Origin of the sequence: Candidatus Galacturonatibacter soehngenii, assembly GCF_008830185.1 — a bacterium.
GTDB classification, from domain to species: Bacteria; Bacillota; Clostridia; order Lachnospirales; family Lachnospiraceae; genus Lachnotalea; species Lachnotalea soehngenii.
Genome location: NZ_WAGX01000004.1, coordinates 932,927 through 949,340, shown reverse-complemented (window position 1 = coordinate 949,340; position 16,414 = coordinate 932,927). Strand labels below are relative to the sequence as shown.

The 16,414-nt window shown below is 32.6% G+C and carries 15 protein-coding genes; 14 read left to right on the top strand and 1 reads right to left on the bottom strand.

Annotation, left to right across the window (positions count from 1 at the left end; all coding sequences use genetic code 11):
* Window positions 1-39 precede the first annotated feature (39 nt).
* A complete protein-coding gene (locus tag F7O84_RS06970) occupies window positions 40-492 on the bottom strand; it encodes a Fur family transcriptional regulator (RefSeq protein WP_151143438.1) in 453 nt (150 codons plus the stop codon).
* A gap of 218 nt (window positions 493-710) precedes the next feature.
* Between F7O84_RS06970 and F7O84_RS06965 the strand changes: the two genes are divergently transcribed.
* The 14 genes from F7O84_RS06965 to alaS all read left to right on the top strand — a co-directional run bounded on the left by F7O84_RS06965 (window position 711) and on the right by alaS (window position 16,330).
* Window positions 711-1,610, top strand: a complete 900-nt coding sequence (locus F7O84_RS06965; protein ID WP_151143435.1) for a metal ABC transporter substrate-binding protein — start codon at window positions 711-713, stop codon at window positions 1,608-1,610.
* An 8-nt stretch (window positions 1,611-1,618) separates the two neighbouring features.
* The gene (locus tag F7O84_RS06960) at window positions 1,619-2,260 is read left to right on the top strand and encodes a metal ABC transporter ATP-binding protein (RefSeq protein ID WP_151143432.1); all 642 of its coding nucleotides are present in this window, start codon (window positions 1,619-1,621) and stop codon (window positions 2,258-2,260) included.
* 1 nt (window position 2,261) lies between these two features.
* Complete coding sequence (locus F7O84_RS06955) at window positions 2,262-3,053, top strand: metal ABC transporter permease (RefSeq protein WP_151143429.1); 792 nt, start codon at window positions 2,262-2,264, stop codon at window positions 3,051-3,053.
* Between the two features lie 84 nt (window positions 3,054-3,137).
* A complete protein-coding gene (locus F7O84_RS06950; RefSeq protein ID WP_151143426.1) occupies window positions 3,138-3,854 on the top strand; it encodes an MBL fold metallo-hydrolase in 717 nt (238 codons plus the stop codon).
* A complete protein-coding gene (locus F7O84_RS06945) occupies window positions 3,842-5,533 on the top strand; it encodes a MutS-related protein (protein ID WP_151143422.1) in 1,692 nt (563 codons plus the stop codon). The genes F7O84_RS06950 and F7O84_RS06945 overlap by 13 nt, the downstream gene beginning before the upstream one ends.
* A gap of 123 nt (window positions 5,534-5,656) precedes the next feature.
* Entirely contained in the window at window positions 5,657-6,574 is a 918-nt protein-coding gene (locus tag F7O84_RS06940) for a ribonuclease H1 domain-containing protein (protein ID WP_151143419.1), read from the top strand.
* A 290-nt stretch (window positions 6,575-6,864) separates the two neighbouring features.
* Window positions 6,865-6,996 (top strand): hypothetical protein, encoded by a 132-nt coding sequence (locus F7O84_RS19345; protein WP_279237987.1) that lies wholly within the window; start codon window positions 6,865-6,867, stop codon window positions 6,994-6,996.
* 101 nt (window positions 6,997-7,097) lie between these two features.
* Window positions 7,098-7,838 carry a lysozyme inhibitor LprI family protein gene (locus F7O84_RS06935; RefSeq protein ID WP_151143416.1) on the top strand — a complete coding sequence of 247 codons (741 nt, stop codon included), beginning with the start codon at window positions 7,098-7,100 and terminating at the stop codon, window positions 7,836-7,838.
* Window positions 7,839-7,905: 67 nt separating this feature from the next.
* Window positions 7,906-9,138, top strand: coding sequence for a tyrosine--tRNA ligase (tyrS, locus tag F7O84_RS06930; RefSeq protein WP_151143413.1), 1,233 nt, complete (start codon window positions 7,906-7,908; stop codon window positions 9,136-9,138).
* Window positions 9,139-9,473: 335 nt separating this feature from the next.
* Window positions 9,474-9,923 carry a GntR family transcriptional regulator gene (locus F7O84_RS06925; protein ID WP_320411218.1) on the top strand — a complete coding sequence of 150 codons (450 nt, stop codon included), beginning with the start codon at window positions 9,474-9,476 and terminating at the stop codon, window positions 9,921-9,923.
* Window positions 9,920-10,822 (top strand): ABC transporter ATP-binding protein, encoded by a 903-nt coding sequence (locus tag F7O84_RS06920; protein WP_151143410.1) that lies wholly within the window; start codon window positions 9,920-9,922, stop codon window positions 10,820-10,822. The genes F7O84_RS06925 and F7O84_RS06920 overlap by 4 nt, the downstream gene beginning before the upstream one ends.
* On the top strand, window positions 10,797-12,890 hold the full coding sequence (locus tag F7O84_RS06915; RefSeq protein ID WP_151143407.1) for a DUF6449 domain-containing protein: 2,094 nt from the start codon (window positions 10,797-10,799) through the stop codon (window positions 12,888-12,890). Before F7O84_RS06920 ends, F7O84_RS06915 begins: the two co-directional genes overlap by 26 nt.
* 61 nt (window positions 12,891-12,951) lie before the next feature.
* Window positions 12,952-13,503, top strand: a complete 552-nt coding sequence (locus tag F7O84_RS06910) for a VanZ family protein (RefSeq protein WP_151143404.1) — start codon at window positions 12,952-12,954, stop codon at window positions 13,501-13,503.
* A gap of 172 nt (window positions 13,504-13,675) precedes the next feature.
* A complete protein-coding gene (alaS, locus tag F7O84_RS06905) occupies window positions 13,676-16,330 on the top strand; it encodes an alanine--tRNA ligase (protein WP_151143401.1) in 2,655 nt (884 codons plus the stop codon).
* Window positions 16,331-16,414: the final 84 nt, after the last annotated feature.

Here is a 16,414-nt window from a genome sequence, read left to right as displayed (position 1 = left end):
AGAAAGGCAGGAATATCAATAAAAATGATATTCCTGCCTTTAGTTATGACATGTAAAGCAATTGGCAGAATCTTTGTGATTGCTGTTACTACTTTGACATTTTGGACATATTCCAAAAAATTCAAGGTTATGTCCCGTAATCTTATAATTTGTTTCCGAACATAAATTAGATTCTAAACTTTCTAATGGACAGGCATCTATGGAAATACATTCATCGCACTTGATGCATTTTAATACATGCTGGTGCGAATGGGTTTGAATTTTATAGTAAAGTTTTCCATCTTGGTATATTGTTTTTGATACAATGTTTCTATCTGCCAATGCGTTAAGGGCACGATATACGGTGGAAAAGCTCATTTTTATTTCTTTGCTTGCTATCTCCATAATTTCTTCTGCAGTAAGTGGAGCAGGCGCCTCTTCAAGTATAGAAATAATTAAATTACGTTTTTTTGTTTGCTTTAAATCAGTTGTTTCTATAATTTTATTTTTCATATATTGCTCCTGACATCATACTTAATAAGTACTATGTAAATTGGTGACTTTTAACTAAATAATAGGCTAGTATGCTTGAAAAGTCAATATCCATAAGTCTTTTTATAAAATAACTTGACACATATAAATTTATGAAGTATATTAAATGCAAATGATTTGCATTTGCATTATGTTTTAAGAAAGGATAAGTATCCAATTAAGAGGATACCGTAAATAATATGAAAAAAATATATACAATAATTCTTTTTGTCACTTTATTAAGTATATTAAGTGGATGTGCATCAAATAAAGCTGGTGAAGATAGCTCTAAATTAAAAGTTTATACAAGCTTTTATACGATGTATGATTTTACAAGTAAAATAGCAGGGGATAAGGCAGAGGTGATTAATTTAGTTACAGATGGCACGGAACCTCATGACTGGGAACCTTCCACAACGGATATGGTTGCACTTGAAAAAGCAGATATATTGGTTTATAATGGTGCAGGAATGGAGCATTGGGTTTTGCAAGTTTCTGATTCACTACAAAATGATATTATATTAGTAGAAGCTTCAAAGGGTGTAGAAATTATAAGTGGAGAGGAAGAAGAACATAGCGACCCACACGTATGGCTAGATGCTAAAAATGCAAAAATTGAAATGGAAAATATCAAAAATGCACTTGTACAAGCCGATGAAGCGAATGCATCTTATTACGAAGAAAATTTTAAAAAGTATGCAACTTTGCTTGATGAGTTAAATGAAGAATTAGTAAAACGACTTGGAGCATTAAAAGATAAGAGTATTATTGTATCACACGAGGCGTTTTCTTATCTATGCAAAGCATATGGATTAACGCAAACCTCGATTGGAGATTTAGAAGCAGATGCAGAACCAGATGCAAATAGAATAGCAGAAATCGTAGAGTTTGCAAAAGAAAATAATGTGACTACTATCTTTTTTGAAGAATTGGTAAGTCCTAAAGTTGCAACTGTAATTGCAAATGAAATTGGTGCCGCTACAGCTGTTTTAAATCCGATAGAAGGATTGACAAAAGAACAAGCTGATTCTGGAGAAGATTATTTTTCATTAATGAAAGCGAATATAAACGCATTGGAACAAGCGCTTAACCATGATTAGGTGATAATATGAGTGATATACAAATTAAAAACATGAGCTTTGGATATGAAGAAGGCTTAGTTTTAAAAGATGTTAATATAGACATCAATAGAGGTGATTTCGTTGGTATCATTGGGGCGAATGGTACTGGGAAAAGTACTTTAATTCAATTAATATTAGGCTTGCTTACCCCTAAGGAAGGTAGTGTAACGTGCAATTATCAAAATGTGGGTTACGTTTCGCAAGTCGGCTTTGCAGTAAAAGCCGATTTTCCTGCAACGGTTAAGGAAGTAATTATGCTCAATCTCTTTCGAGAGATTGGGCTATTTAAACGTTCTACTAAAAAGCACGAGAAAATGGTAGAGGAAGCTCTTGCTACAGTTGGAATGCTAGACATGGCTAATCGACAAATCGGTAAACTTTCAGGTGGACAACAGCAAAGAGTAATGATTGCAAAAGCGTTGGTATCTTCTCCTGAAATTCTTGTTTTGGATGAGCCAACTGCATCAGTAGATGCTAAGAACGAAGAGATGTTATATGAGTTACTAAATCGATTGAATCAAGAAAGAAATTTAACAATAATTATGGTGACTCACAACATTGAAAATATTGAGGAATCTATGAATAAAATATACATTATAAAAAATAAATTAGTGACTAGGAGGAAGTAGTATGCTATTTCAATATGATTTTATGAGAAAAGCATTTCTTGTCGGCATACTGCTTGCAATTATCATACCCTGCATTGGTCTGATTGTCGTACTTCGAAGACTTTCCATGACAGGAGATGCTTTAAGCCATATGTCACTTGCAGGCGTTGCACTTGGATTGATTATAGGAGTTAATCCAGTACTAGGAGCTACGCTAGCTTGCATTGTTGCAGCCTTTGGAATTGAACTTATTCGAAAGAAGTTTAAAAGATATTCCGAGATGGCAATTGCTATTATCATGTCAGCAGGCGTGGGGCTTGCTGGTGTGTTATCTGGTTTTGTAAGCAATGCATCAAATTTTAATAGTTTTCTTTTTGGAAGTATTGTTGCAATTACAGACTTTGAATTAATTTTAGTTATTATAATTAGTGTTCTTGTTATGATAACGTTCGTCGTGTTATATAAGGAATTGATGCATATGGCCTTTGATGAAATGAGTGCTAAGATGGCTGGTATACCCGTTAAGACAATTAACATTATATTTACAATATTAACCGCACTAACAGTTTCAATTGCTTCAAGAACAGTTGGGGCGCTTATTATCTCTTCTCTTATGGTAATTCCCACCGCTTGTGCGATGCAGTATGGAAAAAGCTATAGGCAGACATTAATTTATTCAATTCTTTTTGCTATTGCATTTACGGTTATTGGACTTAGTATATCTTATTATATGGGATTAAAGCCTGGTGGAACGATTGTATTAACAGGTGTTATTTTCTTAGTTATAACATTATCAATAAAAGGAAAGAATTAGAATAAGTAGTATTATTAAGGTAAACCATAAAAGAAAGAGTGTCTGCTTTGCAGGTATGTTGGGGCTGGCGAGAAGGAGAAAGTTATGAAAGTAACCTATATTTATCATAGTAGTTTCATGGTAGAATTATCACATACTGTTTTGATATTTGATTATTTTAAAGGAGTTATTCCTAAAATTAATACGGATAAAGATATTTATGTTTTTTCTAGTCACAAACATCATGATCATTTTTCTTTAGAGATATTTCAGATATTTAAGAATAATCCAAAAGTCAAATTTATTTTATCCAATGATATAAAGTTAAACGATAAGTACTTAGAAAAGAATGATATTGATTTAGAGGTAAAAGAAAGAATTATAAATATCAGAGCCAATCAAAGTATTTGTGTAGATGAGATGCAAATAAAAACATTAAAATCAACAGATTTAGGAGTTGCCTTTTGCATAGAAGTAGAGGGACAATCTATTTATCATGCAGGAGATCTTAATTGGTGGCACTGGAGCGAGGAGTCAGAAGATTATAATTTAAATATGGAAAGACAATTTAAAAAGCAATTAGAGGGAATTGAAAATCAAGCGTTTGATATTGCCTTTTTACCTGTTGATGCAAGGCAAGAAGATTACTTTTGGTGGGGATTTGATTATTTTATGAAACATACGAATACCAAGATAGTATTTCCAATGCATTTTTGGGAGGATTACACAGTAATCGACCGATTAGAGAAAATTGCAAAAGAAAATGGATATGAGAGAAAGCTTTATAAAGTGAAAGGAGATGGACAAGAGTGGGAGATATAAATTTAAAATATATGCTGATGATAGCGGGGGCTTTGCTGATCATCTTTATATATTTTAAATATAATCAGATAAAAATTAAACGAGAATTTGTAATCAAGGCGAAAGCACAATGGGGGAAAAAGCCTACTAGAAATTTAAGTTATGAACAATTAGAAGGAATCAAACGATATTTTTTATTAAAAAGAAATACAGAATATTATATAGATGACATAACTTGGAATGATCTTGATATGGATGCAATCTATCAGTTAATAAATAATACGAATTCCTCTGTTGGGGAACAATATTTATATTATCTGTTACGAACACCACAGTTTGATCAAAATGAGCTGGAAGAACGAAAACGAATCATTGATTTTTTTGAACAGAATGAAGAAGAGAGAGTCAAATTGCAGTGTATTTATGGAGAAATTGGAAGGACAGGCAATTACTCCTTAAGTGATTACATTTACAACCTTGCAGATTTGGAACAAAGAAGTAATATGAAGGAGTACGGTATGCTCATACTTGGCATACTTTCTATAATATCAGCTCTTCTTATTCCAACTTACGGGGTTTTATTGTTTGTTGCTGCTGCAATTGTTAATATTGGTCAGTATTTTAAAGTAAAAGGTGAGATTGAACCCTATTTTGTTTCAATTGCTTATATTAATCGAATTTTAAATGGAGCGGATGCATTTGCAAAAGCATTACCAAAAGCATGTGAAGAATATGCGACTCGTACCAGACAAATAAAGAAAGAATTTAAAAATTATAAAAGACATGCAAGGTGGGTGAAAGGTAGCAAACCTACAACAGGATCAATCGATGAAGTAATATTTGATTACATTAAAATGTTTTTTCATATTGATCTCATTAAATTTAACTATGTATTAGCAGAGGTAAAGGACAAAGTTGAATATATCGATGAACTCATTGAATTATTGGGAAGCATGGAAGCTTATCTTGCAATAGCATCTTTTCGAGGCGTTGTTGATGATTACTCTATTCCTACGTTATCAAACGAAAACACGACAAAAATACAAATAAAGGATGTTTATCATCCATTGATTACAAATCCAGTATTAAATAGCATCAATCAAAATAGGAGTGTGTTAATTACAGGTTCTAATGCTTCTGGTAAATCTACATTCTTAAAAACGATAGCAATTAATGCAATTTTAGCTCAGACCATTTATATGGCAATGGCAAAAAAATACGAGGCTAACTTTTATCGAATTTATTCTTCTATGGCACTAACGGACAATCTTTATAATAATGAAAGTTACTACATTGTTGAAATTAAATCATTAAAACGAATTATAGATGCATCAAAAGAAGCAACACCAATTTTATGCTTTATTGATGAAGTATTACGAGGAACGAATACGGTTGAAAGGATTGCTGCATCAGCACAGATTCTAAGTAGTTTGAATCAAAATCATGTTATGTGCTTTGCGGCAACTCACGACATTGAATTAACTCATATTTTAGAAGATATCTATAACAACTATCATTTCGAAGAGGAAATTAGAGATGATGATATTTTATTTTCTTATGAATTAAAAGAAGGAAGAGCGACGAGCCGTAATGCTATTAAGCTGTTAAGTATCATAGGATACGAAGACAAGATTATAAATAAAGCAGAAGAATCAGCAGCTTCCTTTATGACAAATAACAGATGGGAGAAAATAAGATGAAAGCAAACATCTATACGGATGGAGCAGCAGAGGTAATCCCGATGGACCAGGTGGATAAGGAACAACTAGATTAAATACACAAGAGTAACGAAGAGTGGACTTAGAATAGGAGGTTATATCTACATGGGTAAAAAAGTATATGCAATTAAAGAAGGGCTTGACCCAGTTAAGAATGAAATTATAGAAAACAAAATTGTTGCAACTTGGGATGAATGTCTTAAATATGTAAAAGGCGTAAAAGGTGCTAAATATAAGAGTTTTGAGAACATTGAAAGTGCAAATCAATATTTAAGGGATGGTAAAATCCTAAAAAAAGGTGAAGGTAATTATCCAGAGGATTGCTTACATATATATGTAGATGGCAGTTTTAATTCTGCTACCGAGAGATATTCCTATGGGATGGTGGCTGTACGTAATAATATAATTGAGTATATTGAAGGCTCATCATCAGAAGATAATTCTATGAAAGATATTAGACAGATTGCTGGTGAGTTAAAAGGTTCTATAAGGGGAATACAATATGCACTTGATAAAGGTGAAAAAAAAGTTGTGTTATTCTATGATTATGAGGGAGTTGCGCATCATGCAACAGGATTTTGGGAAAGAAGAGAACCTTCCTCCATTGAATACTATAATCAAGTGAATGATTTAATGAACAAAGGCATTGAAGTTATTTTTGTTAAGATTGATAGCCACACCGGAGATTTATTTAATGAACTTGCTGATGAAGTTTGTAAAGAAAGATTATCGATTTCCTCAAGCAAGGTAGTAGAAAAATGGCTTGCATCTAATGTTATTTATGTAGATAATCTAGAAATTAAAAAAGAGATTATAAAAATTGCACCTAAATATGAAAGCAATATAATTATAATTGAAAATAATAAAACGGATAACTATGTAAGCGAAGTTAGTGGATTAAAATATAGTAATATAATCAAAATTTATGAAGAAAACCATGAAGAAGGCATCAATTTGATTAATAAATTAAGCGAATATGAAAAGAATAATTTTATCATTTATTTATTAAAAAATAAAAAATAAATTAAGTATTTTAACAAGAAAAGGACTCTTCGTTTAAAGAGCCCTTTTTATTAAGTGCGAGACGGGATTCGAATTCTATCCCCTAAAAAATACTTTTGACTATATTTTATGATTATTCTATTTATCATCTATGACAAACGTCTCATAAGCCTTTATTGCTTTATCTCTCATATTAAAAAATATCTAAGATAAGATAGGTAACAAGGTTGTTTCTGGTAAAGTGTTACCGTTTTCCCATTTGCAATATCCAAGGCATTCTAATTAACCTGAAATATTGCTTTTCTTAGATTGTGGTAGTAAAATGTAATTTATTGACAGATAAAATAGTTAAGAAAAGAATGTATGGGGATTACAATGTAAATGATTATCTTGCCATGTCAGCAGCGGATGGAACTGATTTATTGGAAGATAATGTTTCTTAAAAAAAGCTTAATATTCTTACTATTCTTGACCAAGTATTTATTTACAAAAAAATTTATGATATGTTAAAATACATAAAGATAAAATGAAAGAGAAATGATGTATGAAAAAGAATATGAAAGCAATTTTTATCGTTTCAATATTATTTATTATTGGTGTAGGTATATTTGGACTTGCTAACGGTAATCTTAAGTTTGGAAGAAATAATTCAAAATATGGGTCGCTATCTAATGATTTTAAAAAATCAAATGAAGAGAATGAGTCGGCAAAAGTAGTTGAGCAAACGAAGGAAGAGGAACTTGCAGATACAAACGATAAAAATGAAGTTAATAACTCTACGCAGTCAATGCAAAGCAATATGAGTGATGACACATCAGTCCCAGATTCGAAAGAAGTTACCCAAACAGAGGAAGATGCACAAGAATATACTTTGTTTGCGACGGATGAACTGAGTGATGAAAAGGCGAAGGAACCGGAAAAAACAGAAAAAGAGCAGTATATAGAAAGACTCAATAGTATTACGATTTATTATGATGACCTGTGGAGTAGGACAGATTCTTTTTCTATGGTTGATATGAAAGAACTTAAAAACCAAGAATATACGAAGTGGGATGATGAGTTAAATACGATATATCAGCTTATTAAGAAAAAATTACCTGAGGATAAGTTTATTGTTCTTAGAGATGAAGAGCGAGAATGGATTACCAGACGAGATGAACAAGCGGCACTAGCAAGTAGCAAATATGCAGGTGGAAGCATGGAAAGTTTGGAATATATGGCTGTAATGACAGAACTTACAAAGGAAAGAACATATGAATTGGTGGATATTTATTTTGAAGAATAGTATTGAAAACAAAAATGGCATGTGTTACGATAAATGTTAGTTCACGAAAGTTTAAGGAGGAGTAACAATGTCAACAAATGTATATGACATTCTGCTAGAAAGAGGTTTTATCGAACAGACAACTCATGAGGCGGAGATTAGAGAATTACTAGGTAAGGAAAGAGTTACCTTTTATATAGGCTTTGATGCAACTGCAGATAGTTTAACAGCGGGACATTTTCTTACAGTAATGGCAATGATGCACATGCAAAGAGCAGGTCATAGACCAATTGCTTTACTTGGAGGAGGAACCACAATGATTGGTGATCCATCTGGTAAATCGGACATGCGTTCCATGATGACAAGAGAAACCATAGACTATAATGCAAAACGTTTTCATGAACAGCTTTCAAAATTCATCAGTTTTGACAATGACAATGCAATAGTTGCCAATAATGCGGATTGGCTTTTGGATTTAAACTATGTAGAATTTTTAAGAGAAATCGGTGTACATTTTTCAGTAAATAAGATGTTAACAGCAGACTGTTATAAGCAAAGAATGGAAAAGGGGTTAACGTTTTTTGAATTTAATTATATGCTGATGCAATCTTATGATTTCTGGAAACTCAATCAATTATACGATTGTAAACTACAATTAGGTGGAAATGACCAATGGTCTAATATCATTGGTGGAGTAGAGTTGATTCGTAGAAAAGAACAAAAGCCTGCTTTTGGCTTAACCTTTAAATTGTTAACGACCAGTGAAGGTATTAAGATGGGTAAGACAATGAAAGGCGCAGTTTGGTTGGACCCTGAAAAGACTTCACCATATGAGTTTTACCAGTACTGGAGAAATATTGAAGATGTGAAAGTAGAAGAATGCTTGGGACTACTTACCTTTTTACCAATGGATGAGGTAAGAAGATTAGGTGCATTAAAAGATGCAGCAATCAACCAAGCAAAAGAAGTGTTAGCATTTGAAATCACGAAGATTGTACATGGGGAAGAAGAAGCAACAAAAGCACAGGAGGCTTCTCGTGCATTGTTTTCTAACGGAGCAAGAAGCGAAGATATTCCAACGACTACTTATACAAAAGAACAGTTAGCTGACGGAATTGATTTGATTACACTTTTGGTTGATACAAAGCTTGCACCAACTCGTTCGGAAGCAAGAAGAGTAATTCAGCAAGGCGGAGTTACCGTAAATGACATAAAGGTTACTGAATTTGATAAAAAATTTGCCATAAATGATTTAGACAGTGATGGAGCATTGTTAATCAAAAAGGGTAAAAAAGGTTATCACCAGATAAAGGTTGATTAGGAGGCGATTCAATGGAATTTATAAGAGCATTTCTAACATCAGGATTAGTAATGATTGTTTTTGCAGGACTTATAGTTTGTGGTACTGTAATAGGTAAAAAGCTAAGAGATAAGAAAGATGCTACACAGTAATACGTGTGCATGAAGCGGTTATATAATTGGAAAGTTCAAAGAACTTTCTATTATATGAAAAAAAGATATGATGCGAAAGATAATTCTTTTACATCATATCTTTTTTTGATTCCTATTGGATGAACGATACTATCTGTCACTATTGACTGAAAATGATTGTTCGGGGAATAGTAAGAAAATAGTAAGAAATGATACGTTGACATTATGAGAGATTCGTTATATATTAAGTGTATTAAGACTAATAGTACAGTGGATACGGTGAGAGTCGGAAAGGAGTTAAGTATGATTGTTATTGATTATAAGGATAAAAGGCCAATTTATGAGCAGATTATAGAGAAATATGAGAATTTAATCATTCGAGGAGTACTAGAAGGTGGAAGTAAGCTTCCATCTGTTAGAAGTCTAGCAATTGATTTATCCATTAATCCAAACACCATTCAAAAAGCATATACAGAACTAGAGCGGTCAGGTTATATTTATTCCGTAAAAGGAAAGGGTAATTATGTAATTGATGATGAAGAGATTAAGAAGCGTAAAAAGGAAGCGGTTGCTGAGCAGTCAAAAAATCTTGTCAGACTAGTAAAGTCGTTGGGAATTACAAAAGAAGAATTTATGGAGAATTTAAATTATGTATTTGAGGAGGTTGGGTTATGATAGAGGCTGTAAACGTATCAAAAAGTTTTCGAAATATTAAAGCAGTTGATGATATATCAGCTACGATTAAAGAAGGCACTGTATTTGGACTTATTGGTACAAATGGAGCAGGGAAAAGTACGTTTCTTAGAATGGCATGTGGGGTTTTGAAACCAGATCATGGTGAAATCTCAATCGACGGATTGCCAGTTTATGAAAACGAAGAAGCTAAGTCTAAGATTTTTTATATCTCAGATGATCAATATTTCTTTGCGAACGCCACAAGTAATGATATGAAAAATTACTACAAAAGTTTTTATAGTAAATTTGATTCAGTTCGATTTGACGAGTTAATGAAAAAGTTTGAATTAGATCCGAATCGTAAAATCAATACATTCTCGAAAGGAATGAAAAAACAAGTGTCTATTTTATGTGGTGTATGTGCCAACACGGAATATTTGTTTTGTGATGAGACTTTTGATGGGCTAGATCCAGTTGTTCGTCAAGCAGTCAAAAGTATTTTTGCCAATGACATGGAAGAGAGAAAACTTACACCAGTAATTGCTTCTCATAATCTAAGAGAATTAGAAGATATTTGTGATCATGTTGGACTTTTGCATAAAGGTGGAATTCTTTTATCCAAAGATTTGGAAGAAATGAAATTCAATATTCACAAAATACAATGTGTATTAAAGAATGAAAACGATGAGGAAGTACTATATCATAAGCTTGATATATTGAAAACAGAAAAAAGAGGATCACTTATTACAATAACAGCAAGAGGAACACAAGTTGAAATTGTGGATGTAATTAGTCAGTTAAATCCACTCTTTCATGAAATACTACCGCTTTCTCTGGAAGAAATATTTATTAGTGAAACGGAGGTCGTTGGATATGACATCAAAAAGCTTATATTTTAATTTGATTCGAGAGGATTTAAAGCGTAGGGTATGGACAATTTCACTTATGATGCTGTCCTTTGTAATTGCTTTACCCATTTTTACAATGTTAAGATTAGCTCGAATGAAAGAGGCAATAAATAATACCAGTCTTTTGGAAGCACAGAAATATTTTGCAAAAATATCAAATACAAATAACATTGGATTACTTATGACAATTGCAATTAGTGGAGCCATTATATGTGCAATGAGTGGTTTCTTTTACTTGTATTCAAAAAGTAAAGTGGATTCTTATCATAGTATTCCTGTTAAAAGGGAAAAACTTTTTTTTACAATCTATATAAATGGAATTTTTATTTACGTAATACCATACTTAATTAATCTATTACTATATTTTATCATAGGGGCCGCAAATGGGTTATTGACAGGCTATGCATTTACAGGTGCATTTGAAGCGCTTCTTATTAATTTGACAGGATATTTACTTGTGTATAGTATCACAATCATTGCAGTCATGTTAACGGGTAATCTAATCGTAGGATTAATGGGAACGACAGTATTTTTGCTATACGGTCCAGCAATCATTGTATTAAAAAATGCGATATGTGAGACTTTTTTTCATACTTATTATGCAACAGAAGGTGTAAGCGATAATATAATTTATGTATCTCCAATATTTGCTTACGTTAATTTAGTTACTTTAGCAGGCAAAAAAGGATTTGGAATGTTTTTCATTGGCGTTTTCATTGTCGCAGCATTAGCTGTTGTTGCTGGAATATTTCTTTATAAACTTCGCCCTTCTGAAGCTGCTGGAAAATCTATGGCATTTTATCAAACGCAGGCAGTGATAAAGATTTTAATTGTAATACCAGTTGCTATTGTTGGCGGATTGCTTTTTATGAGTATGTCAGAGTCTAATTCTTTTGGCTGGACTATTTTTGGAATTTTATTCGTTGGGTTTTTATCACATGGAATCATAGAAATTATATATAACAGTGATTTCAAGAGTATAGTTGCTAATAAATTACAATTAGTAATTTGTATTGTAATATCTTTAGGTATAGCAGGTGCTGCAAAAGAAGATATTTTCCAATACGATTCCTACCTTCCAGATAAAGGAAAAATAGAATCGATGGGTGTTTCCTTCGATAATTTAGAATCCAATTATGAGTATTATGATTTTGAGAATGAGTATCCAAATAGCTATCAAAAATACCCATATGTATATCATACAACATATCGATTGGATCATATGAATATTACAGATTTATCAATGGTGTACCCACTTGTTGAATACGCGATTGCAAACAATGTGAATCGTATAGATTATTCACAAATCGATAATTCCATTAATTATATATCCTTTACTGTAAAGTATACATTAAAGAATAAAAAAGAGACTTATCGTAATTACACAGTTAAATTTGATGATGCTTTAGAATATATTAATAGTCTTTATGCAGATGAAAATTATAAAAACGGTGTTTATCAAATTTTTTCAATGGATAAGAATATTATAAATTCTGTTAGCTACTATAACCTCGTAGAAGGAATGGACGAAACACTCAAGCTTACAAGAGAACAAATGAATGAATTTTTATCAATTTACGAAAATGAATTAAGAAATCTTACTGCCACTGAAATGGTGGAAAGTTTTCCAGTGACACAAATCAGTTTGGAAATAGGCGAAAATGATTCCTATGTTGTTCAGAATTATTATATTTATCCATCATTTGCCGATACCATCAAATATATGGAGTCAATAGGTGCTAATTTAGACTCCGTAATAGACGCAGATAATATACAATCGATCATAATTACGAATTATACGGATGGTAAATTGGATGAAAATAATATAACAATAGAAAAACCTGTTACAAATGAATATGTATTTACAAATAAAGAAGACATTGAAAAGATTACAAAGGCATTGATTTTAGATCGTTTTACCAATGGAATGAAATATAATATTGATTTAAATTATAATTATGTAGTGGATATACAATATAAGTACACGGTTAATAACACCGATCGTGCCTATTTGGTAATAGATAAATTATCAGAAGATATACGTTCAAAAATTCAATAAATGATTCACAATACAAGAAGTGGTTGTTTGCCGCTTCTTGTGCTGTGAGAAGGGAGCTAAAATGAGTAAGAGAAAGATACAAGACTGTTTTCTTTATGGCATATTTGCTTTCTATCTTATATTGTTAATTTCAGTTACTATATTTAAATATGTAACACCACTGGATTTATTTCATCAAGATAGAGTAATAAATCGAAGTATTAATTTCATTCCGTTTGAAACAATAATAGGATACATGTCAGGCAGGTCTGTGGTCTCACAGACAGTGGTTTGGTATAATATTTTAGGAAATATATGTTTATTTATGCCTCTTGGAATCTATTTGCAATTATTTCGAGCAAGAAAAAATAGATTTTTTAACAGTATTATTATTGTATGTATCGTGAGTCTTATGATTGAGTTAATACAATTTGTTTTTGGTATTGGTGCAACGGATATTGACGATGTCATGCTGAATTGTCTTGGGGGAGTGATAGGAGTATTATTATATCAAGTAATAGGTTTAGCAGTCAAAGATAAACAAAAGATTAAAGCTATTATAACGATTTGTAGTTCGATTGTCGCTGTTCCAATGATGGTTTTAGCAATTCTTATAATGGTTGTTAACAAATGAGGCTTTGTTTCTAGCTTTTGCAATTGACAAAGAAATTAAATGATTTTATAATAGAAAATGCTAGCCTATGCTAGCATTTTTCTATTATTGATTGAAAGAAGTAATGTTGCAGGGAGGCAATGGGGCTTAATTGCGACCTTAGTGATACAATGATAACCTAGGAGGAAATATTGTGAAAAATTATGGCGTTAATGAACTAAGAAAAATGTATTTGGATTTCTTTGAAAGCAAAGAACATCTTGTTATGAAAAGCTTTTCCTTGGTTCCTCATAATGATAACAGTTTATTAATTATTAATTCAGGTATGGCACCACTTAAGCCATATTTTACAGGACAGGAAATCCCACCAAGAAAAAGGGTGACAACTTGTCAAAAATGTGTTCGTACAGGTGATATTGAAAACGTAGGTAAGACAGCAAGGCATCTTACTTTTTTTGAAATGCTTGGAAACTTTTCTTTTGGAGACTATTTTAAAAGTGAAGCCATTGCTTGGAGTTGGGAATTTTTAACGAAGGTAATTGGACTTGAGGAAGATAGACTATATCCATCTATCTATAGTGAAGATGATGAAGCGTTTGATATTTGGACAAAAGAAATTGGAGTAGATGGATCTAGAATTACAAGATTTTACAGAGATGAGAATGGGAATTGTGATAATTTCTGGGAACACGGAGCTGGTCCATGCGGTCCATGTTCAGAGATATATTATGATAGAGGTATCAAATATGGCTGCGGCAAACCAGATTGTAAAGTAGGCTGTGAATGCGATCGTTTTATGGAAGTTTGGAACAATGTATTTACACAGTTTGATGGAGATGGTAAAGGCAATTATACTGAGCTTGAACAAAAGAATATCGATACTGGAATGGGACTTGAAAGATTAGCAGTTGTTGTGCAAGATGTAGATTCCGTATTTGATATTGATACAATGAAAGCAATCCGTGACCGAATCTGTCAGTTAGCAGATGTTACCTACCAAACAGATGAGATAAAAGATATATCCATTCGATTAATAACAGATCATATTCGTTCGTCTACGTTTATGATTTCTGATGGAATAATGCCTTCCAATGAAGGGAGAGGTTATGTACTTCGAAGATTGATTCGACGTGCAGCAAGACATGGACGTTTGCTAGAAATAGATGGACAGTTTTTAGCAAAATTAAGTGAAACAGTAATTAAGGAATGTAAGGATGGATATCCAGAACTAGAAGAAAAGAAAGAATTTATTTTAAATGTATTAACCCAAGAAGAAAGTAAATTCAATAAAACAATTGACCAAGGATTAGTGATTCTTTCTGAAATGCAAAGTGAAATGGAAGAAAAAAATCAAAAGATTCTTTCAGGAGAAAATACTTTTAAACTCTATGATACGTATGGATTTCCAATTGATTTAACCATGGAAATTCTGGAAGAAAAGGGCTTTGGTGTCGATAAAGCAGGCTTTGAAAAAGCAATGCAAGAACAAAGAGATAAAGCACGTAAAGCAAGAAAAGCTACGAATTATATGGGAGCAGATGTAACGGTATATGAATCCATTGATTCAAGTATAACTTCTACATTTGTTGGGTATGACAGGTTATCTCATAAGTCAAAAATTACAGTTTTAACAACAGAAACTGAAATTGTTGATGCATTAACAGATGGAGAAAATGGAACAATTATAGTAGACGAGACACCGTTTTATGCTACAATGGGCGGTCAGAATGCAGATATTGGTACCATTAAAACAGCAGAAGGTGAATTTATTGTAGAAGATACAATAAAGCTTTTGGGAGGTAAAATAGGACACATTGGTAAGGTTACAAAAGGTATGATAAAATCAGGTGATGAGGCATTCCTTATCGTTGATGAGCAAAATCGTTTGGATACTTGTAAAAACCATAGTGCCACTCACTTATTGCAAAAAGCACTTCGTAGCGTACTTGGTTCGCATGTAGAACAGTCAGGTTCTTTTGTTGATGGAAATCGTCTTCGATTTGACTTTAGTCATTTTTCAGCAATGACAGATGAGGAAATTACAAAAGTAGAACAACTAGTAAATGAAAAAATAGCAGAGAATATCGATGTTGTAACCAGTATTATGGATATTGAGGAAGCAAAGAAAAGCGGTGCAATGGCATTATTTGGTGAGAAATATGGTGAGAAAGTCCGTGTGGTTAAAATGGGAGATTTCTCAACGGAATTATGTGGTGGTACGCACGTAAATAATACAGGTTCCATAGCGGCATTTAAAATTATTTCTGAAAATGGTGTTGCAGCAGGCGTTCGTAGAATTGAGGCAATTACGGGAAATGGCGTGTTAAGCTACTATAATGAATTAGAGAGCACATTAAAGACAGTTGCCAAACTAATAAAAGCCACTCCTGCTAACCTAGAAGAAAAATTAGAGCATTTATTAATGGAAATGAAATCATTACAAAGTGAAAATGAAAGCCTAAAAAGTAAGTTAGCCAAAGATGCACTTGGTGATGTAATGGATCAAGTAATTGAAGTAAAAGGTGTCAAGGTATTGGCTGCAAAAGTAGAAGGTGTAGATATGAACGGCTTAAGAGACCTTGGTGACCAGTTAAAGGATAAGCTTTCAGAAGGTATTGTAGTTCTTGCATCCGCACTTGATGACAAAGTAAACTTAATGGTTACGGCTACAGATGGTGCGATTAAGCTAGGAGCTCATGCTGGCAACATTGTTAAGGAGATTGCTTCACTGATTGGCGGAGGCGGCGGTGGTCGACCAAATATGGCACAGGCTGGCGGAAAGAATCCAGCTGGAATTGATGCTGCGATTGCAAAAGTCAAAGAAGTAGTACAAGAGCAAATTAAATAAAAAAATATATTGACAGATAAGCTAATTGGCAATATAATCATAATAGTGCAATAAAAATACCCAAACAGTTGTATTTAGCACAAT

Coding starts and splice junctions, on each gene's coding strand:
- F7O84_RS06970 (WP_151143438.1), bottom strand. CDS start 492: ATGAAAAATAAAATTATAGAAACAACTGATTTAAAGCAAACAAAAAAA.
- F7O84_RS06965 (WP_151143435.1), top strand. CDS start 711: ATGAAAAAAATATATACAATAATTCTTTTTGTCACTTTATTAAGTATA.
- F7O84_RS06960 (WP_151143432.1), top strand. CDS start 1,619: ATGAGTGATATACAAATTAAAAACATGAGCTTTGGATATGAAGAAGGC.
- F7O84_RS06955 (WP_151143429.1), top strand. CDS start 2,262: ATGCTATTTCAATATGATTTTATGAGAAAAGCATTTCTTGTCGGCATA.
- F7O84_RS06950 (WP_151143426.1), top strand. CDS start 3,138: ATGAAAGTAACCTATATTTATCATAGTAGTTTCATGGTAGAATTATCA.
- F7O84_RS06940 (WP_151143419.1), top strand. CDS start 5,657: ATGGGTAAAAAAGTATATGCAATTAAAGAAGGGCTTGACCCAGTTAAG.
- F7O84_RS06935 (WP_151143416.1), top strand. CDS start 7,098: ATGAAAAAGAATATGAAAGCAATTTTTATCGTTTCAATATTATTTATT.
- tyrS (WP_151143413.1), top strand. CDS start 7,906: ATGTCAACAAATGTATATGACATTCTGCTAGAAAGAGGTTTTATCGAA.
- F7O84_RS06925 (WP_320411218.1), top strand. CDS start 9,474: ATGAGAGATTCGTTATATATTAAGTGTATTAAGACTAATAGTACAGTG.
- F7O84_RS06920 (WP_151143410.1), top strand. CDS start 9,920: ATGATAGAGGCTGTAAACGTATCAAAAAGTTTTCGAAATATTAAAGCA.
- F7O84_RS06915 (WP_151143407.1), top strand. CDS start 10,797: ATGACATCAAAAAGCTTATATTTTAATTTGATTCGAGAGGATTTAAAG.
- F7O84_RS06910 (WP_151143404.1), top strand. CDS start 12,952: ATGAGTAAGAGAAAGATACAAGACTGTTTTCTTTATGGCATATTTGCT.